The organism is Pseudomonas marginalis, assembly GCF_008692035.1.
GTDB classification, from domain to species: domain Bacteria; phylum Pseudomonadota; class Gammaproteobacteria; order Pseudomonadales; family Pseudomonadaceae; genus Aquipseudomonas; species Aquipseudomonas marginalis.
Window position 1 is genome coordinate 2,416,897 of the sequence record NZ_VTFG01000001.1, and the last position, 25,658, is coordinate 2,442,554.

At 61.3% G+C, this 25,658-nt stretch carries 16 protein-coding genes; 12 read left to right on the forward strand and 4 right to left on the reverse strand.

Annotation, left to right across the window (positions count from 1 at the left end; genetic code table 11):
- Positions 1-75 precede the first annotated feature (75 nt).
- Both hrpA and aceK read right to left on the reverse strand, forming a co-directional pair.
- The gene (gene hrpA / locus FX984_RS11280; protein WP_154905346.1) at positions 76-3,987 is read right to left on the reverse strand and encodes an ATP-dependent RNA helicase HrpA; all 3,912 of its coding nucleotides are present in this window, start codon (positions 3,985-3,987) and stop codon (positions 76-78) included.
- Between the two features lie 118 nt (positions 3,988-4,105).
- Positions 4,106-5,821: a bifunctional isocitrate dehydrogenase kinase/phosphatase gene (gene aceK, locus FX984_RS11285; RefSeq protein WP_146476737.1), complete on the reverse strand. Its 1,716-nt coding sequence runs from the start codon at positions 5,819-5,821 to the stop codon at positions 4,106-4,108.
- Between the two features lie 405 nt (positions 5,822-6,226).
- Here aceK and FX984_RS11290 point away from each other — a divergent pair, with 405 nt between their 5' ends.
- Both FX984_RS11290 and FX984_RS11295 read left to right on the forward strand, forming a co-directional pair.
- A complete protein-coding gene (locus FX984_RS11290) occupies positions 6,227-7,837 on the forward strand; it encodes a methyl-accepting chemotaxis protein (RefSeq protein ID WP_371914486.1) in 1,611 nt (536 codons plus the stop codon).
- Positions 7,838-7,889: 52 nt separating this feature from the next.
- Complete coding sequence (locus tag FX984_RS11295; RefSeq protein WP_027603746.1) at positions 7,890-8,774, forward strand: DMT family transporter; 885 nt, start codon at positions 7,890-7,892, stop codon at positions 8,772-8,774.
- A 30-nt stretch (positions 8,775-8,804) separates the two neighbouring features.
- On the opposite strand, the gene FX984_RS11300 is transcribed toward FX984_RS11295, so the two are convergent.
- The gene (locus FX984_RS11300; RefSeq protein WP_027603745.1) at positions 8,805-9,665 is read right to left on the reverse strand and encodes a DMT family transporter; all 861 of its coding nucleotides are present in this window, start codon (positions 9,663-9,665) and stop codon (positions 8,805-8,807) included.
- Positions 9,666-10,090: 425 nt separating this feature from the next.
- Between FX984_RS11300 and FX984_RS11305 the strand changes: the two genes are divergently transcribed.
- The 8 genes from FX984_RS11305 (at position 10,091) to FX984_RS11340 (ending at position 22,746) form a co-directional block, all read left to right on the forward strand.
- Complete coding sequence (locus tag FX984_RS11305) at positions 10,091-10,882, forward strand: CPBP family intramembrane glutamic endopeptidase (RefSeq protein ID WP_027603744.1); 792 nt, start codon at positions 10,091-10,093, stop codon at positions 10,880-10,882.
- A gap of 233 nt (positions 10,883-11,115) precedes the next feature.
- Positions 11,116-12,267, forward strand: coding sequence for a non-hydrolyzing UDP-N-acetylglucosamine 2-epimerase (wecB, locus tag FX984_RS11310; RefSeq protein WP_027603743.1), 1,152 nt, complete (start codon positions 11,116-11,118; stop codon positions 12,265-12,267).
- Positions 12,264-13,526: a UDP-N-acetyl-D-mannosamine dehydrogenase gene (gene wecC, locus FX984_RS11315; RefSeq protein WP_146476738.1), complete on the forward strand. Its 1,263-nt coding sequence runs from the start codon at positions 12,264-12,266 to the stop codon at positions 13,524-13,526. The genes wecB and wecC overlap by 4 nt, the downstream gene beginning before the upstream one ends.
- A 2-nt stretch (positions 13,527-13,528) precedes the next feature.
- Entirely contained in the window at positions 13,529-17,857 is a 4,329-nt protein-coding gene (locus tag FX984_RS11320) for a methyltransferase domain-containing protein (protein WP_092355316.1), read from the forward strand.
- Positions 17,841-18,662, forward strand: a complete 822-nt coding sequence (locus FX984_RS11325; RefSeq protein ID WP_027603741.1) for a hypothetical protein — start codon at positions 17,841-17,843, stop codon at positions 18,660-18,662. The genes FX984_RS11320 and FX984_RS11325 overlap by 17 nt, the downstream gene beginning before the upstream one ends.
- A gap of 28 nt (positions 18,663-18,690) precedes the next feature.
- Complete coding sequence (locus FX984_RS11330; RefSeq protein ID WP_027603740.1) at positions 18,691-19,902, forward strand: glycosyltransferase; 1,212 nt, start codon at positions 18,691-18,693, stop codon at positions 19,900-19,902.
- Positions 19,899-21,086, forward strand: a complete 1,188-nt coding sequence (locus FX984_RS11335; protein ID WP_027603739.1) for a glycosyltransferase family 4 protein — start codon at positions 19,899-19,901, stop codon at positions 21,084-21,086. The genes FX984_RS11330 and FX984_RS11335 overlap by 4 nt, the downstream gene beginning before the upstream one ends.
- Before the next feature lie 94 nt (positions 21,087-21,180).
- Positions 21,181-22,746: a methyl-accepting chemotaxis protein gene (locus tag FX984_RS11340; RefSeq protein WP_092355325.1), complete on the forward strand. Its 1,566-nt coding sequence runs from the start codon at positions 21,181-21,183 to the stop codon at positions 22,744-22,746.
- A gap of 93 nt (positions 22,747-22,839) precedes the next feature.
- Here FX984_RS11340 and FX984_RS11345 read toward each other — a convergent pair whose 3' ends face one another.
- Entirely contained in the window at positions 22,840-23,532 is a 693-nt protein-coding gene (locus FX984_RS11345; protein WP_146476739.1) for an alpha/beta family hydrolase, read from the reverse strand.
- Between the two features lie 79 nt (positions 23,533-23,611).
- Here FX984_RS11345 and ccoN point away from each other — a divergent pair, with 79 nt between their 5' ends.
- Together ccoN and ccoO are read left to right on the forward strand one after the other, a co-directional pair.
- Positions 23,612-25,036 carry a cytochrome-c oxidase, cbb3-type subunit I gene (gene ccoN / locus FX984_RS11350; RefSeq protein WP_085205420.1) on the forward strand — a complete coding sequence of 475 codons (1,425 nt, stop codon included), beginning with the start codon at positions 23,612-23,614 and terminating at the stop codon, positions 25,034-25,036.
- Between the two features lie 10 nt (positions 25,037-25,046).
- A complete protein-coding gene (gene ccoO / locus FX984_RS11355; protein ID WP_017735321.1) occupies positions 25,047-25,655 on the forward strand; it encodes a cytochrome-c oxidase, cbb3-type subunit II in 609 nt (202 codons plus the stop codon).
- Positions 25,656-25,658 lie beyond the last annotated feature (3 nt).

Below are 25,658 nucleotides of genomic sequence, written 5' to 3' on the forward strand. Positions count from 1 at the left end.
CACTGACACATCGCTATCGGGGGCAAGCCCCCTCCCACATTTGGACCTGTCTGGTCTGGATAACCGAGAAAGGGATCAGGCCTCGACCAGGCTCCACTGCTTGCTCAAGCGCTTGTCGGAAATCGGCACCTTGGTCCCCAACTGCTGGGCAAACAACGACACCCGGTATTCCTCCAACCACCAGCGATAAAGCTCCAGTTGCGGGTCGCGCTTGCCTTCCTGGGCGTGCTTGTTCAAGCGGGTCTGGTACTGCGCCCACAGGCCGCCCAATTCGCTGCTCCACACTCGATCCTTTTGCACCTGGCTCGGCAGCTTCTCCAGGCGCAATTCGATGGCCTTGAGAAAACGCGGCAATTCCTTGAACCACTGCGCCGGGGTTTCGCGCACAAAGCCGGGATACACCAGGTTGCTCAATTGCTGCTTGATGTCGTTCAGGGCCACGGCCTGGGCCAGGTCGATCTTGCCCTTGAAGCGCTTTTGCAGTCCATGCCAGAGCTTCAGCACGTCCAGGGTCAGGCGCGCCAGGCGTTCGGCGTGTTCGGTCCAACTGCCACGCTTGCGTTCAGCCAGCGCCGCCAAGCCGGCACCGTCACGGGGCAGGCTGGCTTCGCCTTCCAGCACACAGGTGTCGAGGCTGGCCAGCAGGATGTCTTCCACCAGGGCGTCGATACGCCCCAGTTCGCGGTACATCAGGCCCAGTTCAGTGAGGCCGGGCAATTTGCCGCGCAGGAATTTCGCCGGTTCCGCCAATTGCTGCATCAGCAGGCGCTGCAACGCACGGCGGTGCTGGAACTCAGCCTCGGCGGCGGTGGAGAAACGCCCCTCTTTCACGGTGCCGTTTTCTTCCACCAGTGCCGGGTAGACCGTCATCGACAGCCCGGCGATCTTCTGCTGGGTTTTCTCAGCCACCGCCGCGAACACCTTGGCCTCCACCGGCTGCTGGCTTTTCGCGGTGTGCGGCACGGCCAGCGCGGCCTGGCTGGCTTCGGCAAACCGCGCAGTCAACTCGGCCAGGTCGCGGCCTTCGCCGAGGAACTTGCCCTGGCCGTCGACCACTTCCAGGTTCATCTTCAGATGGTTTTCCACCTGCTGCGCCGCTTCGGCCCAGGCCTCATCGCTGACCCGCGCCCCGGTCATGCGCAGCAATTCGCGCCCCAATGCCTGGGGCAGCGAACCCTGGCCAAACTCGATGCGCTGCAGCGCCGCCTTGACGAAATCCGGCACCGGCACGAAGTTCTTGCGCAGGGCCTTGGGCAGGTTGCGCACCAGGGCGATGCACTTGGCTTCGATCAGCCCCGGCACCAGCCATTCCAGGCGCTCCGGCGGCAAGGCTGGCAGCAGCGGTGCCGGTACGCGCAGGGTCACGCCGTCGCGGGGGTGGTTGGGTTCAAAGTGGTAACTCAGGGCCAGTTCCAGGTCGCCCAGGTGCAGGGTGTCCGGGTAATGGGCGGCAGTGACTTCACTGGCCTCGCGGGCCAGCACGTCTTCCTCGCGCATGATCAGCAACTGCGGGTCTTTCTGGCTGTTGACCTTGTACCAGCTGTCAAAGGTGGCGGTCTGGTGGATCTCCGCCGGCAGCCGTGCGTCGTAGAACGCGTACAAGGTCTCTTCGTCGGCCAGGATATCGCGGCGGCGCGCCTTGGCTTCCAGTTCGTCGAGCTGCTCCAGCAGTTGCTGGTTGGCCGTGAGGCACTTGGCGCGGGACTGGATCTCGCCACGCACCAAGCCTTCGCGAATAAACAACTCCCGCGACACCACCGGGTCAATCGGCCCGTAATGCACCGGCCGACGCCCGACCACGATCAGCCCGAACAGGGTGATCTGCTCGAACGCCACCACCTGGCCGCGCTTCTTCTCCCAGTGGGGCTCGAAGTGGTTTTTCTTGATCAAGTGCCCGGCCAGCGGTTCAATCCAGTCGGCATCGATCTTCGCCACCATGCGCGCATACAGCTTGGTGGTTTCCACCAGTTCGGCGGTCATCAGCCATTGCGGGCGTTTCTTGCCGATACCCGAGGACGGGTGGATCCAGAAGCGTCGCTGACGGGCGCCGAGGTAATCGCCGTCTTCGGTCTTCTGGCCGATCTGGCTGAGCAGGCCGGACAGCACCGCCTTGTGCAGCTTGGGGAAATCCGCCGGTTCTTTGTTGACGGTCAACTGCATGTCGCGGCAGATCAGGCTCAACTGGCGATGGGAGTCGCGCCACTCGCGCAGACGCAGGTAGTTGAGGAAGTTCTTGCGACACCAGTTACGCAGCGGGCTGGCGGTGAGTGCCTGGCGCTGCTCTTCAAAGCCACGCCACAGATTGACCAGCCCGGCGAAGTCCGAGTCCGCATCTTTCCACTGTGCATGGGCCTGGTCGGCGGCCTGCTGGCGCTCCGGTGGGCGCTCGCGCGGGTCCTGGATCGACATGGCGCTGGCCACGATCAACACTTCCTGCAAGCTGCCGAGCTTGGCGGCTTCAAGCAGCATGCGGCCCATGCGCGGGTCCACCGGCAGGCGCGCCAACTGGCGACCCAATGGCGTGAGCTGGCTGTTGCGGTCGACGGCCGAGAGTTCCTGCAACAGGTTGAAACCGTCGCTGATGGCCTTGCCGTCCGGCGGTTCGATAAACGGGAAATCGGTGATTTCGCCCAGGCGCAGGTGCAGCATCTGCAGGATCACCGCCGCGAGGTTGGTGCGCAAAATCTCGGGATCGGTAAATTCCGGACGGCCGATAAAATCCTCTTCGCTGTACAAGCGAATGCAGATCCCCGGCTCCACCCGGCCGCAACGGCCTTTACGCTGGTTGGCACTGGCCTGGGAAATCGCCTCGATCGGCAGGCGTTGCACCTTGGCGCGGTAGCTGTAGCGGCTGATGCGTGCGGTGCCGCTGTCGATTACGTAACGAATGCCCGGCACGGTCAGCGAGGTTTCCGCGACGTTGGTCGCCAGTACCACGCGGCGCCCTGGATGGGACTGGAAAATGCGCTGCTGTTCGGCCGGCGACAGCCGCGCGTACAACGGCAGGATCTCGGTGTGCTTGAGCTGGGCCTTGCGCAGCATCTCGGCTGCATCGCGAATCTCGCGCTCGCCGGGCAAAAATACCAGCACGTCGCCAGGGCTGCGGCGTTCGCTGCGCTCATAGGCGGCGATTTCATCAAGGGTGGCGAGGATCGCCTGGTCGACGGTCAGGTCGTCTTCGACGCGGTTGCCCTCCTCGTCCTGTTCCAGGGTCAATGGGCGGTACCAGGTGTCCACGGGGAAGGTGCGGCCCGAGACCTCGACAATCGGTGCGTCGTCGAAGTGCTTGGAAAAACGCTCCAGGTCGATGGTCGCCGAAGTGATGATGACTTTCAGGTCGGGACGACGCGGCAGCAGGGTCTTGAGGTAACCCAGCAGGAAGTCGATGTTCAGGCTGCGTTCGTGGGCTTCGTCGACGATGATCGTGTCGTAGCGTTCCAGGTAACGGTCGTTCTGGGTCTCCGCCAACAGGATGCCGTCGGTCATCAGCTTGATCAGGGTGTTGGCATCGCTCTGGTCTTCGAAGCGCACCTGATAGCCGACCAACGCGCCCAGCGGCGTGGCCAACTCTTCGGCGACGCGGCTGGCGACGCTGCGCGCAGCGATCCGGCGTGGCTGGGTATGGCCGATCAGGCCATATTGGCCGCGGCCGATCTCCAGGCAGATCTTCGGCAACTGGGTGGTCTTGCCCGAGCCGGTCTCGCCGGCAATGATCAGCACCTGATGCTTTTGCAGCGCGTCCTTGATCTCATCGCGCTTGGCGGCGATCGGCAAACTGTCGTCGTAACGAATCACCGGCAGGCTGGCCCGCCGCGCCGTGACCTGGGAGCAAGACGCCTGCATGCGCGTGACCCACTGCGCCAGCTTCTCCTCGTCGGGCTTCTTGCGCAGCTCGAGCAACTGGCGCCGCAAGCGGTGGCGGTCGGCGAGCATGGCGTGGTCGAGGTTTTTCAGCAGTTGGTCGATAGCGGGCGCTTGGTCAGTCATCAGGTACGCAAAGGTCGTCTATTTATGCCGGGTGCGGATTGTCGCAGAAAAGCAGCTGCGAGCGGCAAGCTTCAAGCGGCAAGTCAGGGCGGATCTGCTTTTACTTGCCGCTTTGAGCTTATGGCTGCTCTTTTCTTTTATAAGGGAAGACATCGATCACCTTGCCTGCACGAATCGCCTCCTGCAGGCCTTTCCAATAATCAGCGTTATACAGCTCGCCGTGCAGTTCATCGAACAGCTTGCGCTGGCCGGCGTCGGCGAACAGGAACGGCGGGAACTCTTCCGGGAACACGTCCAGCGGGCCGATGGAGTACCAGGGCTCCGAGGCCATTTCATCCTCGGGCGTGCGCGGCGCGGGGATGTGGCGGAAGTTGGCTTCGGTGAGAAAGCAGATTTCGTCGTAGTCGTAGAACACCACGCGGCCGTGACGGGTGACGCCGAAGTTCTTCAGCAGCATGTCGCCGGGAAAGATGTTCGCTGCCGCCAGTTGCTTGATCGCCAGGCCGTAGTCTTCCAGGGCTTCGCGCACCTGGGCGGGGTTGGCGTTTTCCAGGTAGAGGTTGAGCGGGGTCATGCGCCGTTCGGTCCAGCAGTGGCGGATCAGTACCGTATCGCCTTCCACTTCGACGGTGCCGGCAGCGACGTCCAGCAGTTCAGCCAGGCACTCGGGCTCGAACTTGCCCAGGGGAAAGCGGAAGTCGGCAAACTCCTGGGTATCGGCCATGCGCCCGACGCGGTCGACGCTTTTGACCAGGCGGTACTTCTCGATCACCGTGGCGCGGTTGACGTTTTTCGACGGTGAAAAACGGTCCTTGATGATCTTGAACACGGTGTTGAAGCCCGGCAGGGTGAACACGCTCATGACCATGCCACGCACGCCAGGGGCCATGATGAATCGATCGTCGGTGGTCGCCAGGTGGTTGATCAGCGCGCGGTAGAACTCCGACTTGCCGTGTTTATAGAAACCAATCGAGGTGTACAGCTCGGCAATGTGCTTGCCCGGCAGGATGCGCTTGAGAAAGCCGATGAATTCCGCCGGCACCGGCACGTCGACCATGAAGTAGGAGCGGGTGAACGAAAAGATGATCGACACCTCCGCCTCGTCGGTGATCAGCGCATCGATCTGGATGCCCTGGCCTTCGCGGTGCAGCAGCGGGATCACCAGGGGCCATTGTTCGTCGCGGGTGTAGATGCGCCCGACGAGGTAGGCGCCTTTGTTGCGGTAGAGCACCGAGGAAAACAGCTCGACCTTGAGGTCCGGGTCCTTGCACACCCAGTCCGGCAGGTTTTCCCGCAGTTGGGCTTCGAGGCGATGCAGGTCGGCTGCCAGGTCGGCGTAGGGCTCGCTGAAACGATAGTCGGCAAAAATCTGCGCGAGCATCTCGGGAATCTGGCCGGCGGGCGCGTAGGTACGGGTTTGTGCCGCCCGTGCCCGGCGCAGGCTCGGCCGCGTGGTGTGGATGAACATGCAGCCGTCGCTGATCAGGTCATGGCTGAACAGCCCGCAGAAGATCGAGTTGTACCAGGTCTCGGACAGCTCATCGTCAAAGCGCAGGTCGATCAGGCCGATATAGGCGCTTTTCACCAGGGGCCACAGGTCAATGTCGAGCAATGCGCTGCCCTCGAAGTTCGCACGCAGGCGCGCGCTGACTTCACCGACCTTGTCTTCGTACAGGTTGATCCGCGCCGCCGACGCCGCCTGCCCCTGTTGCCACTGGGCCTTTTCGAAACGCTCGCGGGCGCCATCGGTGATCTGGCGAAAGTGTTCGCGGTAATCGTCGAAGCCTTCGAGGATGGTGCGGGCGATAGCGAGGGCAGGCGTGGATGGCGACATGCGGGAAACCTCGAGCGGGCATCGGGAAGCCCTGAGCTTAGCCAGTGTACGCAGGCAGGAGAAGGGTCATTTTTTGCACTGACCTGTACAAGTCTGTTCATTTCGTACATTTATTTTCAATTTTTTTAATTCGACCATCCGGTCAATAAACGCACCTTATAGTCGATCCGCGTTTGATCCACAGGCCTTGAGCGCCGTGGCCTGGCAGGTAGAAGCCGGAAAACCGCCAACCAGAACGGCCGCGGGTCCTCCATAAGGCTTTGGATCCAACTAAGGGAAACCCCGATTACCACCTTGATGGCACTTTGATATATAGCGCGCCCTCTCCCACCCTAACAAGGTCCGAAGACCGATCCGGGAGCAGGTTCTAATCGCCCAAGGAGCATTGAGATGTCATTGAGGAACATGAGGATCGGTCTGCGTGCCAGTCTGAGTTTTGGGGTTTTGGCCAGCTTGCTGGTGATTGTGGGAATGTTTGGCCTGGGCCAGATGGCCAAGCTGCGGGAAAGTGCGCTGGTCATTGAGCAAACCTGGATGCCGAGCATCGAGAATATCCATGACAGCGCAGCCTTGGTGGCCACCATCCGCCTGGAGTCCCTGCGCCTGGTGAGCACCGACGAATCTCGCGTGCGTGACACCAGCAGAGGCCTGATCAGCCGCACCAGCAGCGAACTGCAAGCCCTGCTCGATCGTCATGAAACCTTGCTGAGCAATGACGAAGAGCGCGAACTGCTGAAAACCCTCAAGGGCAATGTCGCGACGTACCTGGCCATCGTCGGACAGATGGTTGCGTTGGTGGACAAGGATCAACAGCAAGACGCCCTCGACCTGCTCGTCAGCCGCCTCGCCCCCCAGGGCACGATCCTGAGCCAGAGCCTGGAAAACCTGATCGTCTTTAACCAGAACGGCGTCGAAGCGGCGGCCGATTCGGCCGCACAGATGTATTCGAGCGCACAGTGGATTGTCGGCCTGATTATCGCAGTCGCATTGATCGCCACCTTGCTGCTGGCCTGGCTGCTGACCCGCAGTATCACCGCGCCGATCGGCCAGGCCCTGAACGTGGCGCGCACCATCGCCGCCGGCGACTTGAGCCAGCCGATCGTGGTGCGCGGCCATGACGAACCCGCGCAATTGCTGAGCGCCCTGGCGACCATGCAAGCGCAGCTGCAGACCACCATCCGAGGCATCAGCGAATCGGCGCAGCAACTGGCTTCCGCCGCGGAAGAAATGAGCGCGGTGATGGAACAAAGCACGCGCGGCCTGCAGGCGCAGAACGATGAAATCGAGCAGGCGGCCACCGCCGTGACCGAGATGAGCACGGCGGTGGACGAGGTCGCGGGTAATGCGGTGTCCAGCGCCGAGGCGTCCCAGGCTTCCGATGAGGACAGCAAGCACGGCCACTACCAGATCAGCGAAACCATCAGCTCGATCCAGAACCTGGTGGACGAAGTGCTCGGCGCCTCGAACAAGGCCGAAGGCCTGGCGCTGCAAGCCCAGGACATCAGCAAGGTGCTGGAAGTGATCCGTGGCATTGCCGGGCAAACCAACCTGCTGGCGCTCAACGCCGCGATTGAAGCGGCGCGTGCCGGTGAAGCCGGGCGTGGGTTCGCGGTCGTCGCCGACGAGGTGCGTTCGCTGGCACAGCGCACCCAGGACTCCACCGAAGAAATCGAACAGATGATCACCGGTATCCAGCAAGGCACCCAGGCCACCGTCGAGGCGCTGAACAGCAGCGCCGAGCATGCCGGCCAGACCTTGCAGCGAGCCAACAGCGCCGGCAGCGCCCTGGAAAAAATCACCGCCGCCATCTCGCAGATCAGCCAGCGCAACCTGGTGATCGCCAGCGCCGCCGAGCAACAGGCGCTGGTAGCGCGCGATGTGGACCGCAGCCTGGTGAACATCCGCGACCTGTCCACCCAGACCGCCGCCGGCGCCACCCAGACCTCGGCCGCCAGCCAGGAACTGTCGCGGCTGGCGGTGGACCTGAATGGGCTGGTGACGCGGTTTGTCCTGTAATCAATGAAGGCGGCGTGCAACACTCGCGGCCTTATTGATGTAGGAGTGTTCCGTGAGGCCCGTTGACACCCTTTACCTGCTGGGGCTCGCCGCCATCTGGGGCGCGAGCTTTCTGTTCATGCGCATTATCGCGCCGGAAATCGGCACGGTGCCGACCGCATTTTTCCGCGTATCGATTGCCGCCGCCGGGCTATTGGTGATCCTGGCGATGGCGCGGGTGAACTGGGATTTCCAGGGCAAGTTCAAGACAGTCCTGTTGCTGGGGGTGATCAACTCGGGGATCCCGGCGACCATGTATTCGGTGGCCGCCCAGGTGCTGCCGGCGGGTTACTCGGCGATCTTCAATGCCACCACGCCGTTGATGGGCGTGTTGATTGGCGGGCTGTTTTTCAGCGAACGCCTCACCCCGTCGAAAATCGCCGGCGTGTGCCTGGGTCTGTTCGGTGTAGGCGTGCTGACCCGTGCAGGACCGGTGGCGTTTGACCTGGAATTGTTGATGGGCGCACTGGCTTGCCTGTTGGCCACCACCTGTTATGGCTTTGCCGGGTTCCTCGCCAGGCGCTGGCTGGACCAGCGCGGCGGCCTGGACAGTCGTCTCGCGGCCCTGGGCAGCATGCTGGGCGCGACGCTGTTTCTGCTGCCGTTGTTTGCCTACAGCGCGATCAGCCATCCGCCGGCGAGTTGGGGGGGGTGGCAAGTGTGGCTGTCGTTGCTGGGGTTGGGGCTGGTGTGTACGGCGTTTGCGTACGTGTTGTACTTCCGGCTGCTCACCGCGATTGGGCCGGTGAGGTCGATGACCACCACCTTCCTGATCCCGCCGTTCGGCGTGTTGTGGGGGGCGTTGTTGCTCGACGAGCCGTTATCGATGGCGCATTTATATGGCGGCGTGTTGATTGCCGGGGCGTTGTGGCTGGTATTGCGGCCTCGAAAACCGTAGGCGCCGGCTGGCCGGCACCTACGGGGGGCATCAGTTTTTGCGGAACACGAAGACCAGCCCAATGATGATCAAGCCCATCCCCAACAGGCTCAGCATCGCGAGCCGATTGCCGAAGATCAGGTAATCCATCACCGCCGTCACCGCCGGCACCAGGTAGAACAGGCTGGTGACGTTCACCAGGTTGCCCCGGGCGATCAGGCGGTACAGCAACAGCGTTGCCAGCAACGACACCACCAGGCCCATCCACAGCACCGGCAGGTAAAAGCCGGCGTTGTGTTCAACATGGAACGGCTGGAACGGCACGAACACCGAACACAACAGCAGCCCCGCCAGGTACTGCACCGGCAGGGTACCAAGGGGGTTGTCGGTGATGCGCTTTTGCATGATCGAGCCGAAGGTCATGCTTGCCAGGGCCAGCAGCCCGAACAGCATCCCGGCCAGGGACATGCCCGCCAGCCCGATGCCTTGGTAGACCACCATGATCAGCCCGGCCAAGCCCAGACTCAGGCCGAACATCCGGCGCCAGGATCGCTGGCGCTCCATCAGCACCACGGTGAGGATCGGCTGCACCCCCATGATGGTCGCCATGACGCCGGGGGTGACGCTGAGGTCCAGGGCCAGCAGATAGAAAATCTGATAGGCCCCCAGCAACACCAACCCGGTTGCCGCCGCGTACAACAGGGGCTTGCCGGGACGCGGCAGTTTCAGCGTGAGGATCGGCACCAGCACCACCAAGCCTGCAAGGGCGACGGCAAAGCGGATCAGCAGGAAGGCGAAGGGTGACGCATGGGCCAGGCCCAGCTTGGAGAAGATCGCCCCGCTGCTCCACAGCAGGACAAACAGGCTCGTCGAGGCCGCCGCGGCCACGGAGTGTTTCGAAAGAACGGACATGGTTACCACCTGTAATCAGGCAAAAAAAGCCGATTCAGCCGCAGAGGCTGAAATTCAGTAGTTTTTTTCAGGCAGGCAGAGCGGGCACAGCAACGTGCCGATCAGCCCGAAATGCCAACACCCGGCGGTGATACGACTGCGTACACCGGCGTGCTACTGACAGGTGGGGGGTAGTGACTGATCTGCGCAGGCTGCTTGTTCGCGCACGGCACGCGCACAGCGTTGACCGCTGAATCGACTACCGCTATGCGCAGGGAAGCTGGCATGTGCTGATCTTTTTGAAGGGATAAGGACGCGAGGACTATAACCAGCCGATGACATGTTTTGCAATCACTTGCCCAAGCCCTTTTGCGGGGAGGCGTTTTCACGTTTCGGGGCGCGGGCCGTCGCTATAATGCCAACCGGTTTTTTCCAAGGATTCCCCCATGCTCCCATTGCCCTGGCTGTACCTGGCGCTTCTTTCCATCGGCTATGCGCTGGCCTTGGCCTACGGGCAACTGGGCGTACTGGCGCTGGTGTCCGTCGCCCTGCTGTTGATCGCCGGCTATGCCGTACGCCAGCAGCGCACGCCGTGGGCGCGTTACCTGGGTCACGGGCTGTTTGTCGTGTTGGCGCTAGGCCTGGCGATGCACTGGCTGCCGGGGTTCCATAACGGTCGCGGCATTGCCCCGCAGCGCTTCACCCCCGATGCCGTGCCGTTCTCGATGTACCTGAACCAGGACAAACCGCTGATTGGTTTCTGGTTGCTGCTGGCCTGCCCGTGGATTGTGGCGCGGCGTCCGTTGCGCCTGTCGATCTGCGTCACCGCGTTGGTGCTGCCCCTTACCGCCATCGTCGCGCTGGGTGGCGCAGCCTTGCTGGGCGTGATCAGTTGGGCGCCGAAATGGCCGGACCAGGCCTGGCTATGGGTGCTCAATAACCTGTTGCTGGTGACCCTGGTGGAAGAAGCCCTGTTCCGTGGCTACATTCAAGGCGGCTTGAGCCGGCGCTTCAGACAGTTGCCCTACGGCGAAAACCTCGCGCTGCTGCTGGCATCGCTGCTGTTCGGCCTGGTGCACGTGGGTGCAGGGTGGCAATGGGTGCTGCTGGCGGGCATCGCCGGGGTCGGTTATGGCCTGGCGTATCGGTTTGGCGGGCTGGGTGCGGCGATTGCCACGCACGTTGGCTTGAATCTGCTTCACTTCGGGTTGTTTACCTATCCGATGCTGGCAGGCTGATGACTGCCTTCGGCGCTGCCCGGGTACTTTTACGACATTGGTAACACCTCGTAACCAGCCGAACGGTCAGTAGTCGGCTCCGCGCCCTTTGGGCAGAATCCCCCTTCGTTACCGACCCACTCCGCACAACCCGGTCCCTACGCGCTGACACGCCTGGCACTGCGTTGAAGGCAGCTGTGCACCCGCGTTTCAGGCCCAGCTTTTACTCACCCTCCATACAAGAAGCCATCCCCATGCCTCTCAAGACACTGTCTATCTTCGGCACGCGCCCGGAAGCCATCAAAATGGCGCCGATGGTGATCAATCTCGCCAATGACGACCGTTTCCACTCGAGAGTGTGTGTCACGGCGCAGCACCGAGAGATGCTGGACCAAGTGCTTGAGCTGTTTGGATTGGTACCTGACTACGACTTGAACATCATGAAGCCGGATCAGAACCTGACGGATGTGACGACGGCAATCATCCAGGGGCTGCAAGCTGTCCTGGAAGACTTCAAACCCGATGTGATCCTCGTCCACGGGGATACGGCGACCACTTTTGCAGCCAGTCTGGCGGCCTATTACCAACAGATACCCGTTGCCCATATCGAAGCCGGGCTGCGTACCCACAACCTCTATTCCCCCTGGCCCGAGGAGGGCAACCGACGCCTGACCGGCAGCCTTGCCTCGATGCATTTCGCCCCCACCCAAACCTCGCGGCAGAACCTGATCAATGAGGGGGTGGCCGCCGAATGCATTCATGTCACGGGCAATACAGTGATCGATGCACTGCTCAGCGTTGTAGAGAAACTTCACGCCCCGACATCCCCTCTGCGCGGCCGCCTTGACCGGCAATTTGCCTTTCTGCCCCAAGACCAGCGGATGATCCTGGTGACAGGCCATCGCCGGGAAAACTTTGGTGACGGTCTTGAACGTATCTGCCAGGCCCTGGCTGAAACCGCCGCGCGTTTCCCGGCGGTGACCTTTGTCTACGCCGTGCACCTGAATCCCAATGTGCAGGAACCCGTGCGACGGCGACTGGCGAGCATCAGCAATGTACATCTGATCGAGCCGCTGGATTACCTGCCGTTTGTCTACCTGATGACCCGGGCGTACCTGATTCTCACGGATTCGGGCGGTATCCAGGAGGAAGCACCTGCACTGGGCAAGCCGGTGCTGGTGATGCGTGACACGACTGAACGCCCCGAGGCAGTCGATGCCGGGACGGCGCGGCTGGTGGGCACGGAGATCGCAAGCATTACCCACCACCTCAGGGAGCTGCTCAGCGATGACGCGGCCTACCGGGAGATGAGTAATGCCCACAACCCCTACGGTGACGGCAGAGCGTGCACACGCATTCGCGAAGTTCTGATCACAACCTGGCGAAAAAACGAGGCCGCGGCATGAGCGTGCCGACGCTCTGCGTCCTGGGCCTGGGTTATATCGGCTTGCCCACCGCCGCGCTGTTTGCCTCGCCGCAACGAACAGTCATTGGCGTCGATATAAACCCGCATGTCGTGGACCTCATCAATCTCGGCCAAGTGCATATCATAGAGCCCGACCTGGACCGGTTGGTCCGCTCGGCGGTCAGCCACGGCTACCTGCGGGCGACAACCCGGCCGGAGCCGGCGGATGCCTTCCTGATCGCCGTGCCCACCCCATTCCTGGAAAACCGCGAGCCAGACCTGAGCTATATAGAAGCGGCCTGCCGTGCCATCGCCCCGGTGCTGAAAAAGCACGACCTCGTGATCCTGGAGTCGACTTCTCCGGTCGGTACCACCGAACTGCTGGTGAAATGGCTGGCCAGTGTGCGTCCGGACCTGACCTTTCCCACCACCCATCAGCAAGCCAGTGACATCCGCATCGCCCACTGCCCCGAACGGGTACTGCCAGGGCATGTCTTGAGGGAATTGGTCAGCAATGACCGCATCATCGGGGGCATGACCGATGCCTGCTCAGCCGCAGCAGTACGGCTTTACCAGCAGTTTGTCGAAGGCCAGTGCATTGTCACTGACACACGCACCGCGGAAATGTGCAAGCTGACCGAAAACAGTTTCCGCGACGTCAATATCGCCTTCGCCAACGAACTCTCGATGATCTGCGCACAGTTGAAGATCGACCCATGGGAGCTGATCCGCCTGGCCAACCATCATCCGCGTGTGAATATCCTGCAGCCCGGGCCTGGCGTCGGTGGGCACTGTATAGCGGTGGACCCGTGGTTCATCGTCAGTAAAACACCGGACCTGGCGCTGTTGATCCGCACCGCACGCCTGGTCAACGACAGCAAACCCCAGTGGGTCATCCAGCAAGTCAAGGTGGCGGTGGCCAACCTTTTGTTCAAGCACCCCGGGCTGCGCGCGCGCAACGTGCGAATTGCCTGCTATGGCCTGGCGTTCAAGGCAGACATCGACGACCTGCGTGAAAGCCCGGCACTTGGCATTGCCCGCCAGTTGGCCAACGAACTGGGGATAACGCTGCTGCTGGTCGAGCCCAATATCGATGCACTGCCCGACGACCTGACTGGCCATTCCCTGACCGACGTGGCCTGTGCCTGGGACAGCGCCCATATCCATGTGTTGCTGGTCGGGCATCGCGAATTCAGATCCATGTCAGCGCGACATAGCAACGGCGTGGTGATTGATGCTGCCGGCGTACTGGCGAACTGACGATGAATAATCCACAGCCACTCGCCGATACCCATGATCGCGTCATGGAAGCCTATTACGGCAAGCTGGGCGAACACTTCATGCAGGAAACCCGTGCGCGGATCCATTGGATCTGCGCACAGGTCACCGGCAGGACAGTACTCGACGTAGGTTGCTCCCAGGGCATTATCCCCGTGTTGCTGGCCCGTGAAGGCCACAGGGTCACGGGCGTGGATAACGACCCCAGGGCGTTCGAGCAGGCCAAAGATTACCTGAGGGCCGAACCCGATCACGTGCAGCGCAACGTCCGCTACTTGAATGCAGACTTTATGTCGCTGGACACCCAGGGCATGGAACCTGACAGCATCGTGATCAGTGAAGTGCTTGAGCACCTCATCCACCCGGCAGCCTTCGTCGAAAAAGCCGCATCGATGCTCAAGCCGCGTGGCCGGCTGATCATCACCGTGCCGTTCGGAGTGAATGACTTCCTTGACCACAAGCACACGTTCTACCTGCTGGAACCCTTTCGGCTGTTGAGTGCGTACCTGCAGGTCATCCAGGTCGAAATGCTGGGCAAGTGGGTGGGAATGGTCGCCATCAAAACAGAACCCGAGGGCTGTTCGCTGGGTGTCGAGCATCTACGTCAACTGGAAGCGGCGTTCGAGTCCGTCGAGCGTAACCTGCTTGGCCAGGTAGCCGGCGGTCGCCAACAGCGGGAACAGGTCAATCAGAAATACCGTGAAGCGACTGAGCGCATTCAGCAACTCAAGAACGAACTGGCGTACTCAACCGAGTGCAATACCCGGCAGCAAGGGCAAATAGAAGTCCTGACCGCCAATCTGCAGCGCGCAAACGCCAGGTGCCACCTGCTGGAAAATCGCTTGATCAAGACGCGGGCCAGCACCACTTATCAGTTGGGGTATCAACTGCGTGTGGGGGTGGGCTCGCTACGTGAATGCCTGCTTTTGCCTGGCGCCTTGTTCAAGCTGTATCAACAAGCCCGCGCACGTCGCAAAGGCAACGCACCTACGGCCCCCCCTGGCGATGATGCGATCCCACCGGCGCTGCCTGGCACCGCCGCTTTCCTTGTCACGCCGGCCCCCACTCCGCTGGCGGATGCAGAGCATGTGCGCAGCCAGCTGTTGCTTGCCCCCCATGACACGGCCAAGCCCTTCAGAATGGCCTGTGTGATGGACACCTTTACCCATGAGGCCTACCGGTATGAATGCGAGCTGTTGCAACTGACACCGGACCAGGGCCTGGCCGAACTGCAATCGTTCCAACCCGACCTGCTGTTTATCGAATCCGCGTGGCGCGGCCAGGATGGCCGCTGGCATAACAAGATCGCCCAGAACAGCACAGAGCTGCGCCAGGTCTTGCAGTGGTGCCGGGAACACAAGGTGCCAACGGTGTTCTGGAACAAGGAAGATCCGGTGCACTTCGAGACGTTCCTGGGTACCGCCACACAGTTCGACCTGGTGTTCACCACGGATATCGACTGCATTCATCGCTATAAAAGCGCGCTGGGGCATGAGCGTGTCTACCTGCTGCCCTTTGCCTGCCAACCGGCGATGCACAACCCGATCGAGTTGTACGAGCGCAAGGATGCGTTCTGTTTCGCCGGTGCCTACTACTGCCGATACCCCGAACGGACGCGGGACCTGGAACACTTCGTCAATGCCCTGCCGGGCTTTCGTCCGCTGGAAATCTACGATCGCAACTTCGGCCAGCCAGAAGCCAACTATCAGTTTCCGGCCCGATATCGGGGCTACATTGCCGGTACGCTTGAGGCGACACAGATAGACCTGGCCTACAAGGGCTACCGGTATGCGATCAATCTCAATTCGGTCAAACAGTCGCAATCCATGTTCGCCCGTCGTGCCTTTGAATTGCTGGGTTCCAACACCCTGACCGTCAGCAATTTTTCTCGCGGCCTGCGTGTGCTGATGGGCGACCTGGTCATCTGCAGCGACAACGGCCAGGAGGTCTTGCGTCGCCTCGACACGCCCGCCGGACACGCCAGGCTGCGGTTGGCAGGGCTGCGAAAGGTGATGCTGGAACACACCTATGCCCACCGGTTGATGTATGTGATGAGCAAGGTGACCCATCGCGTGCATGACCTGCCACTGCCGACGATTTGCCTGGTCGCTGAGGCGGCCGACGAGGCTCAATTGCAGGCGCTCATTGAGCATCTGCGGCGTCAGCGCTACCCCCGCGTCAAGCTGTATGTCGTGGTAAGCGACGCGCCGGCAAGGCAGCCCGCCACCGTTGACCCGCGCTTGCAGCTGATTGAGCGCAAACAGCTGGACAAGCTCACCCTCGGCGAGCTGGCAGGCGGCGCCGACTGGTTCGGCGCCATGCTTGCCGTGGACTACTACGGCCCTCACTACTTGCTCGACCTGGCCTTGGCCACGCGCTACAGCAAGGCCCGGGTGATCGGCAAGATGGCGCACCATGCCGCGGACCAACAGGATATACGCCTGATCAACCCAGGCCAGGAATACCGCTGTGCCACCGGGATAGCGGCACGTCGGGCCTTGATCAAGACAGAAGCGCTGGCACAACAGCCCGCCCGTGCCTGGCTGGAAAGCCTCCCGGCGCTCACCTACACCCACCCTCCATCCCTCGCGATCGATGCGTTCAACTACTGCGAAAACGCCGCGGGCACTGATCGACAGCACGTCGTTGCGGTGGTGGATGACCTCGAGCTGAACAGCGGAATCAGCCTCCAGCATCTCCAGCGCAGCAGTGAAACGATCCCGCCACTGAGCGCAGATACTAATGGCCCGCTGAGCAACGGCCGGGACCTGTCAGAACTGTTCGGCCCGCTGCGCAGCAAGTATCTGCGCGCGCAGGTCGAAGGCGGCACCTGGCATATCGACTCCTCCCTCGCGGACGGAAAACATGAATATCACTACGCCAGGCACGAGTTGAACGTTGCCCAGCTGAAACAGGCCGACGACACCTTGAGATTGCTGCTCGATGCCACGCCGGGCCTGAACCTGCAACTGGTCGTGCTGTATCTGGATGCGCAGAAACAACGGATCAGCCATGTCATGCAGCAGGCCAATCGCAATCAGGCCTGGGATATACCGCCCGAAACAGCGTACCTGCGCCTGGGCCTGCGGGCCCACGGCAGCGGCAGCACGACGATCAAGGCATTGGTTCAAGGACACCGGGAAATCCAACCCTCCCACCTCCTCGCCAAGGCCGCGCACCTGCTGCTGACCAACCACTACCCGGCCTATGACGACCTGTACCGTAATGGCTTTATTCATACCCGTGTCATGGCCTATCAGGAACAGGGCCTGGCGGTAGATGTCTTTCGTCTGCGCCCCGACGAGTCGATCAGTTATCACGAATTTGAAAATGTCGACGTGGTGACCGGCCCGGGCAGCGCCCTGGCAAGCATGCTGGACAGCGGACAGTACACGACACTGCTGGTGCACTTCCTGGATCCGCAGATGTGGGAAATAGTGCGCCCCTACTTGCCCCGCCTCCGGGTGATTGCCTGGGTGCACGGCGCGGAGATCCAACCTTGGTGGCGCCGGGCTTACAACTATGGCGACGAAACACTGTTGCAACTGGCCAAGCTCGACAGTGAGCGACGCATGGGCTTCTGGCTCAGCCTTTTGCAACCCATGCCGCCCAATCTGCAACTGGTATTCGTCTCCCGACAGTTTGCCGAAGACGTCATGGAAGACCTGGGGTTCAGGTTGCCGAGGAGTCAATACCGAGTGATCCACAACCCCATCAATACGCGGCTGTTTGCCTATCAGGAAAAACCGCCTGAGCAGCGCAAGAAAATCCTCTCGATCCGCCCCTATGTGTCACGCACCTACGCCAACGACCTGAGCGTCAAAACCATTCAACTGCTGGCGACCAAGCCATGGTTCAACGAACTTGAGTTCCTGATGGTCGGTGACGGACCCTTGTTTGAAGAAACCCTCGCACCGCTGCGTCAGTACCCGAACGTCACCCTCGAAAAACGCTATTTGAAACAATCCGAGATCGCCGACCTGCACAAACACTATGGCGTGTTTCTGTGCCCCAGCCGCATGGACACACAAGGGGTATCGCGTGACGAAGCCATGGCGTCGGGCCTGGTCCCTTTGACTAATCGGGTCGGGGCCATCCCTGAGTTTGTTGACGACGACTGCGGTTTTCTATCGGCCCCCGAGAGTTTCACCGGGCTCGCCGAAGGAATAGGAACACTGTTTTTCAACCCGGAAATATTCAGGGCGAAATCATTCAACGCCAGGCAACGCGTGCTTGCGCAGAGCGCTATGCATTTGATCACCGCGTCCGAACTAAGCCTGATACGGGAACCCCACGGTGAGCCGAGACGTTAAGGCATTGCAATACCGTATCCTGTCGGCACTTCTCTGGTGCGTATGCCTGGGCCAGCACCTCATGAGCATCGCTCCACGTGCGGTGTTGATGGCCCATACCGCACATTTCTGCGCACAAGTGTTGTTGATAACGACGTACTTCCTGCCGATCAAGATTGTCATCCTGCTCGGTTCAGAGACGGTCCCCGCCTATTTGCCAGCCCCGTTGAAAGGCCTCGATCAAACCGCCCTGATCATCGGGCTCGGTCTGTTGACGGTGATCCTTTACGCTTTTTACCTGGGCGCCGGGTTCATGGCCTCCCGTTACTCAAGGGCGGGGGCACGCGCCCTGATAGACGGCGGTGCCGAACCTGCGCGGCTAAAAACCCAATTGGCCCTGGCAGCCAGGACATTTTCCAGGTTTGCGCGGGGTTTATCCGACGCCATGTTTACCCTGATCGTCTTCTGCGTGCTGCTCTACCTCTACCCGTCCCTCCTGGCGATCGGCCTGGCTTATTCCGTGCTCGCTGCGGCTGTGCTGATTGGCTTGAACAACCGTAGCCAACGTGTGCAGGCGGTACTCTCCCGTCACCCACTCACGGTGGCCGATGCGTTTTACTCAATGGGCTTTCTGGCGGCATTCGCCTTCATCATTGTCGACTTTCTCTGCCTGACGCCTCCCCACCTGTACATCGCGTTGATAGCGCTGATCCTGATACGTCAAAGCCTCAGCAGACTGAAGGTCCTGACCCAGGACATTCTTTACCTGAACACCCACGCCCCGAGCATCAACCGGATGTTTCTCGCCCTCCACCCGACCCGCTGAACCCCGTCCACATCAACAGGAGTCTCCCGTGCCCCGCATCGCCATGATCGTCTGGAATGAGTTCCGCAACGACGCCCGCGTATTGAAGCAAGCCCGGACACTCCAGGCAGCCGGTTATCAAGTCACCGTGTTCGCCCTGCATGCGCCCGGCGTGACGCATCGCAAGGAGGTGCTGGCCGAAGGCATCCGCGTGGTACGCGTAGCGCGCAGCGTGCGCTGGGGTGCGGCCAACGCCGGATCGCCCCCATCGCCAGGCCCGTTCGCAGCCGAACAATCGATGCCCCTGCGACGCATTCTTTCGCGGCTTTGGGTACATGCAGGGCTGCTGCTACGCATCGCCCTGCATCGCGCTGCGGTGGTGCATGCCCACGACGTCAATACCCTGCCCACCGCCTGGCTGGCGGCCCGGCTCAGCGGCGCCAGGCTGGTGTATGACGCCCACGAAATCAGCACCAGCCGCGAGGGGTATGCGCGCTTTCGCAGCTGGGTGGGTTGTGTCGAAAAAACCTTGATGCCCAGGGCCGAAGGCATCATTACCACCACGCAAAGCCGGGCCAGGTTTTTTGCCAGGGCCTATGGAATCGCCCGCCCGCTGGTACTGCAAAACCGCCCCTGCCTGAGCGCCACCTCACCCGGCCAGAGGATTCGCCTTGAGTTGGGCTTGCGACACCCCTGGCCTATCGTTGTCTATCAGGGCGGCCTTCAACAGGGACGCGGGCTGGAACGCTTGCTACGCGTGGCGGCGTCGTTGCAAGGCGCTTACCTTGTATTGATCGGGAGCGGCAGGCTTACCCCTGCCTTGATGGCATTGCGCACGGAACTTGGCCTGACAGACCGAGTGCACTTTATCCCGACCGTTGCACTGGCGGATTTGCCCAGCTACACCGCATCAGCCGATATCGGTGTGCAGCCGATCGAAAATACCTGCCTGAACCACTTCACCACCGACTCGAACAAATTATTTGAATATGTCATCGCCGGGCTGCCCGTGGTGGCCACGGACTTTCCGGAGATTCGCAAGATTGTCCGGGCCTACTCCATAGGACTTTTGGTACCGGCAGGCTCGGAGCAATCACTGCGCACCGCACTGCAGTGCCTGATCGATGAACCGTTATTGCGTCAGGCACTGGCGCAAAACGCAAAAAATGCCGCGCTGCATTTAAATTGGGAACGGCAGGAAAGCACGCTGGTGGCGCTGTACGAGCGTGTACTGCGGCGTAAAACCGAGGTGCGCGTATGACCAAGCGCATTCTCATATTGAGCTATTACTTTCCGCCCGATCTGTCGGCATTTCGCGTCGAGGCGTTGGTCAAGGCCTTGTTCACCCACGGTAACGGTGAGATAGAGATCGAGGTACTGACCACCCAGCCCAACCGCTACCCGTCCTATGAGGCTGACCCTGCCCACACCGCGCATCAGCCGAAGCTGTCCGTCACCCGCATCGGCCTCCCCGCGCACAGATTCAGCGCATGGGGCCAGGCCTGGGGGTTTGCCCACTATGCCTGCGGCGTCCTTCAGGCCGTGAAGGGTAAGCCGTATGACGTGATCGTGGCCACCTCTTCGCGACTGATGACGGCCGCACTGGGCGCCGCCATCGCGCGCAGAAAACACGCGCCTCTCTACCTGGATATTCGCGATATCTTTGTCGACGTCCTGCCCGAGCTTTTCCCCGGTGTTGTCGGCAAGCTCCTGGCACGGGTGTTTTCCCGCCTGGAAAAAGTCACCCTTGGGTATGCGACGCGGGTCAACCTGGTATCCCCCGGCTTCCTGAATTACTTCGCGCCTCGTTATCCACACAAGACCTTCTCAACCTACACCAACGGTGTGGATGATCTGTTTCTTGAAACCCCCTTCCCTACCGAACCGCCTGACGACCCGACACGCCTGCTGAAGATCGTCTACGCTGGCAATGTCGGCGCCGGCCAAGGCCTGGAAAAAATCCTGCCCGCCCTGGCCGAACGGCTGGCAAACAGGGCCTGTTTCTATGTCATTGGCGATGGCAGCACGATGAAAAAACTGAGCGAGGCGCTGATCAAAAGAAACGTAAGGAATGTCGAGCTTATTCCTCCCATGCCTCGCCATAGACTGATTCACTACTATCAGCAAGCGGATGTGCTTTTTTTGCACCTTAATAGCTTTAAGGCATTCTTGAAGGTCATCCCTTCCAAGCTGTTTGAATATGCAGCCACTGGAAAACCAATCCTGGCGGGGCTGGAAGGCTATTCAAAAGCGTTCACTCTTAACCATATTCCCAATGCTTGCGTGTTTGCCCCCGCAAACCCGGACGCTGCCGTTGCCGCACTCGCCCGTCTTGATCTGGGTACCACCGACCGAGCGGCATTTCTACAGGAGTATTCCCGCAGCAGGATCCAGCAACGCATGGCTCTGGACATTCTCGACACCACAACACCCGAAGAGCCGTGACCCTGGAAACTGCCAAGCCGATTGTTGCAAAAATAAGTTAAATAAACCCCCGTTACCGCCGATACCCAATGAAAGCCTTGCGGATTGAACAATCATGCGTAATAACCAGCCCGTTACCCAGCGCGAACGTACCTTCCCCGCTCAGCAACGGTTGATCTCCACCACAGATGCCAAAGGCGTGATCACCTACTGCAACGACGCATTCGTCGAAATCAGTGGGTTCTCTCGCGACGAACTGGTGCGTGCCCCGCACAACCTGGTCCGTCACCCGGACGTGCCAGCGGCCGTGTTCGGGCATATGTGGACCACGCTCAAACAAGGCTTGCCATGGATGGGCATCGTTAAGAACCGTTGCAAGACGGGCGATCACTACTGGGTCAACGCCTATGTGACGCCGGTCTTCGAAGGCAACCAGGTGGTCGGCTACGAATCGGTGCGCATCAAGCCCACCGCCGAGCAGATCCGCCGTGCCGAGGCGCTCTACCAACGCATCAACCAGGGCAAGTCAGCCGTTCCCCAGCGGGACAAGTGGCTGCCGGTGTTGCAGGACTGGCTGCCGTTTATCCTGATCAGCCAGTTGAGCTTCATGATCGGTGCGTCGCTCAACTCCCACTGGGGCTTTGCCCTGGCGGCGGGTTTGTCGGTGCCATTGGGCCTGCTGGGCCTGAGCTGGCAACAGCGCGGCCTCAAGCGCCTGCTGCGCCTGGCCGAGCAGACCACCTCCGACCCGTTGATCGCGCAGATGTACACCGACAGCCGTGGTGCCCAGGCGCGCCTGGAGATGTCGATCCTCAGCCAGGAGGCACGCCTGAAGACCTGCCTGACGCGCCTGCAGGATACTGCCGAGCACCTCAACGACCAGGCGGCGCAGTCCAATACCCTGGCGCATAACAGCTCCAGCGGCCTGGAACGCCAGCGCGTGGAAACCGAGCAGGTGGCCACGGCGGTCAACCAGATGGCGGCAACCACCCAGGAAGTGGCCAGCCATGTGCAGCGCACGGCCGATGCGACCCAGGAAGCCAATCGCCTGACCGGTCGCGGTCGCGATATTGCCGGGGAAACCCGCGAGGCGATTCAGCGTCTGTCGGTGGCCGTGGGGGAAACGGGCGTGACCGTCACCCAACTGGCCAAGGACAGCGACGAGATCGGCGGCGTAGTCGACGTGATCAAAGGCATTGCCGACCAGACCAACCTGCTGGCGCTCAACGCCGCCATTGAAGCGGCGCGGGCCGGTGAGATGGGCCGTGGGTTTGCGGTGGTCGCCGATGAAGTGCGCCAACTGGCGCAGCGCACGGCTGAGTCGACCGGGCAGATCCATGCCCTGATCGCCAAGCTGCAGCAAACCGCTGCCGCTGCCGTGCAAACCATGGACACCGGGCATCGCCAGGCCGAAGAAGGCGTGGCGCGGGTGATGGAGGCGGACCAGGCATTGGTGGGCATCAGTGAAGCGGTGGCGCATATCACCGACATGACCACCCAGATCGCGGCCGCCACCGAAGAGCAAAGCTCGGTGGCCGAAGAGATCAGCCGCAATATCAGCACCATTGCGCTGTTGGCGGACCAGACCTCGGAGCAGGCAATGAACTCGGCGCAGCTGAGTGAAGAGCTGACGCATACGGCGAATACCCAGTATTCGTTGGTCGAGCGTTTCAACCGGTAGACCGCTATCGGGAGCAAGCCCACTCCAACAGTTAACCGCGTACATCCCTTGGAATGCGGTCGAATGTGGGAGGGGGCTTGCTCCCGATTGGCCCTAGCAGGCGCTGAGAAACTCAGCCACCTGCACGGCCGCAGCCTCCAAATGCTGCTCATGCGTAAACCCCGAAGCCTTCAACGGCTTCAAGTCGTGATCCCCCGCCACCAGCCACATCACCTCGATGCTCGGCGACAAATCATAGCCCTCCACTGCTCCCCGATTGCCCAGGGCATCCCGTTCGCCCTGCACGATCAGCGTCAGCGTGCTCAGCCCGGACAAATGCTCGACCCGTGGTTTCTCCGGTTTCCCCACCGCATAGAACGGATACCCCAGGCACACCAGCCCGTCGGCGGCCAATTCGTCCGCCAACAGACTCGCCATGCGCCCGCCCATGGACTTGCCGCCAATGGCCAGTTTCCCAGCGACATGACGTCGCACCTCGGCATACACCCCGCGCCAGGCTTCCAGCAGTCTTGGCGCCGGGTTGGGCGGGCGTTTGCCGCCGTCCAGTCGGCGCTGGGCCATGTAGGGAAACTCGAAGCGCAACACGTTGACGCCATGCCCGGCAAGGCGTGCAGCCATGTCGTTCATGAAGGATGAGTCCATCGGTGCGCCGGCACCATGGGCCAGGATCAACGTCACGCAATCACCCGAAGCAACGCCCGACGCGACATCCCAAAGCCAACCGTGTTCCCGCACACACTGCGCCCATTGATCCCCGTCAATACTGGCCTTGTGCTCTTTGCCCATGCTTGCCTCGCTATTCAGTCTGCCTATAACTCCAGCCCAAGTGCCGCATTTGCTTGGGTTGAACCGTGGATGGGGAACCATGAACACTACTTTAAGTACCGCCTATAACTACAAGGTGGTCCGCCAATTCGCCATTATGACGGTGGTGTGGGGCATCGTCGGCATGGGGCTCGGGGTTTTTCTCGCCGCCCAATTGGTTTGGCCCGCGCTCAACTTCGACTTGCCCTGGACCAGCTTCGGCCGCCTGCGCCCACTGCACACCAACGCGGTGATCTTCGCGTTCGGTGGCTGTGCGCTGTTCGCCAGCTCCTTCTACTCGGTGCAGCGTACCTGCCAAACCCAGCTGTTCGCGCCGAAAATCGCCGCGTTCTGCTTCTGGGGCTGGCAACTTGTCATCCTTCTGGCCGCGATCAGCTTGCCCTTGGGCTACACCAGTTCCAAGGAATACGCCGAGCTGGAATGGCCGATCGACATCCTGATCACCATCGTCTGGGTGGCCTACGCCATCGTGTTCTTCGGCACGGTGATGAAGCGCAACACCAAGCACATCTACGTCGGTAACTGGTTCTTCGGTGCGTTCATCATCACCGTGGCGATCCTGCACATCGTCAACAACCTGGAAATCCCGGTCAGCCTGACCAAGTCCTACTCGCTGTATGGCGGTGCGACGGATGCCATGGTGCAGTGGTGGTACGGGCATAACGCGGTAGGCTTTTTCCTCACCGCCGGCTTCCTCGGGATGATGTACTACTTCGTGCCGAAACAGGCCGAGCGCCCGGTGTACTCCTATCGCCTGTCCATCGTGCACTTCTGGGCGCTGATCACCCTGTACATCTGGGCCGGTCCTCACCACCTGCACTACACCGCGCTGCCGGACTGGGCACAGTCCCTGGGCATGGTGATGTCGCTGGTACTGCTGGCGCCGAGCTGGGGCGGCATGATCAACGGCATGATGACCCTGTCGGGCGCCTGGCATAAGTTGCGCAGCGACCCGATCCTGCGCTTTTTGGTGGTGTCCCTGGCGTTCTACGGCATGTCGACCTTCGAAGGGCCGATGATGGCGATCAAGACCGTCAACTCGCTGTCCCACTACACCGACTGGACCATCGGCCACGTACACGCCGGCGCCCTCGGCTGGGTAGCGATGATCTCCATCGGCGCGCTGTACCACATGATCCCGAAAGTCTTCGGTCGCGAGCAGATGTACAGCCTCGGCCTGATCAACGCGCACTTCTGGCTGGCCACCATCGGCACCGTGCTCTACATCGCCTCGATGTGGGTCAACGGCATCGCCCAGGGCCTGATGTGGCGTGCGATCAACGAAGACGGCACCTTGACCTACTCCTTCGTCGAAACCCTGGTGGCCAGCCACCCAGGCTTCATCGTGCGGCTGGTGGGCGGTGCGGTGTTCCTCAGCGGCATGTTCCTGATGGCTTACAACACATGGCGCACCGTGCGCTCGGCACAACCTGTCGAAGCCGCCCCTGTCGCGCAGATGGCCTGAGGAGTCTGTGATGAAACACGAAACGATTGAAAAGAACGTCGGCCTGCTGATGCTGCTCATGGTGCTCGCCGTGAGCATCGGTGGCCTGACCCAGATCGTCCCGCTGTTCTTCCAGGACGTGACCAACAAGCCGGTGGAAGGCATGAAGCCCTACACCGCGCTGCAACTGGAAGGCCGCGACATCTACATCCGCGAAGGCTGCGTACAGTGCCACTCGCAGATGATCCGCCCGTTCCGCGCCGAGACCGAGCGCTACGGCCACTACTCGGTGGCCGGTGAAAGCGTGTGGGACCACCCGTTCCTGTGGGGTTCCAAGCGCACCGGGCCTGACCTGGCGCGCGTCGGCGCACGCTACTCGGACGACTGGCACCGCGCGCACTTGTACAACCCGCGCAACGTCGTGCCCGAGTCGAAAATGCCGGCCTACCCGTGGTTGGTCACGGCGGCGGTCGACAGCAGCCACACCGAGACCAAGTTGAAAGTGATGCGCACCCTCGGCGTGCCGTACACCGACGACGACATCAGTGGCGCTGTGGCCAGCCTCAAGGGCAAGACCGAAATGGACGCGCTGGTTTCGTACCTGCAAGTACTCGGCACTGCCATCAAGAGCAAGAGGTGAGCC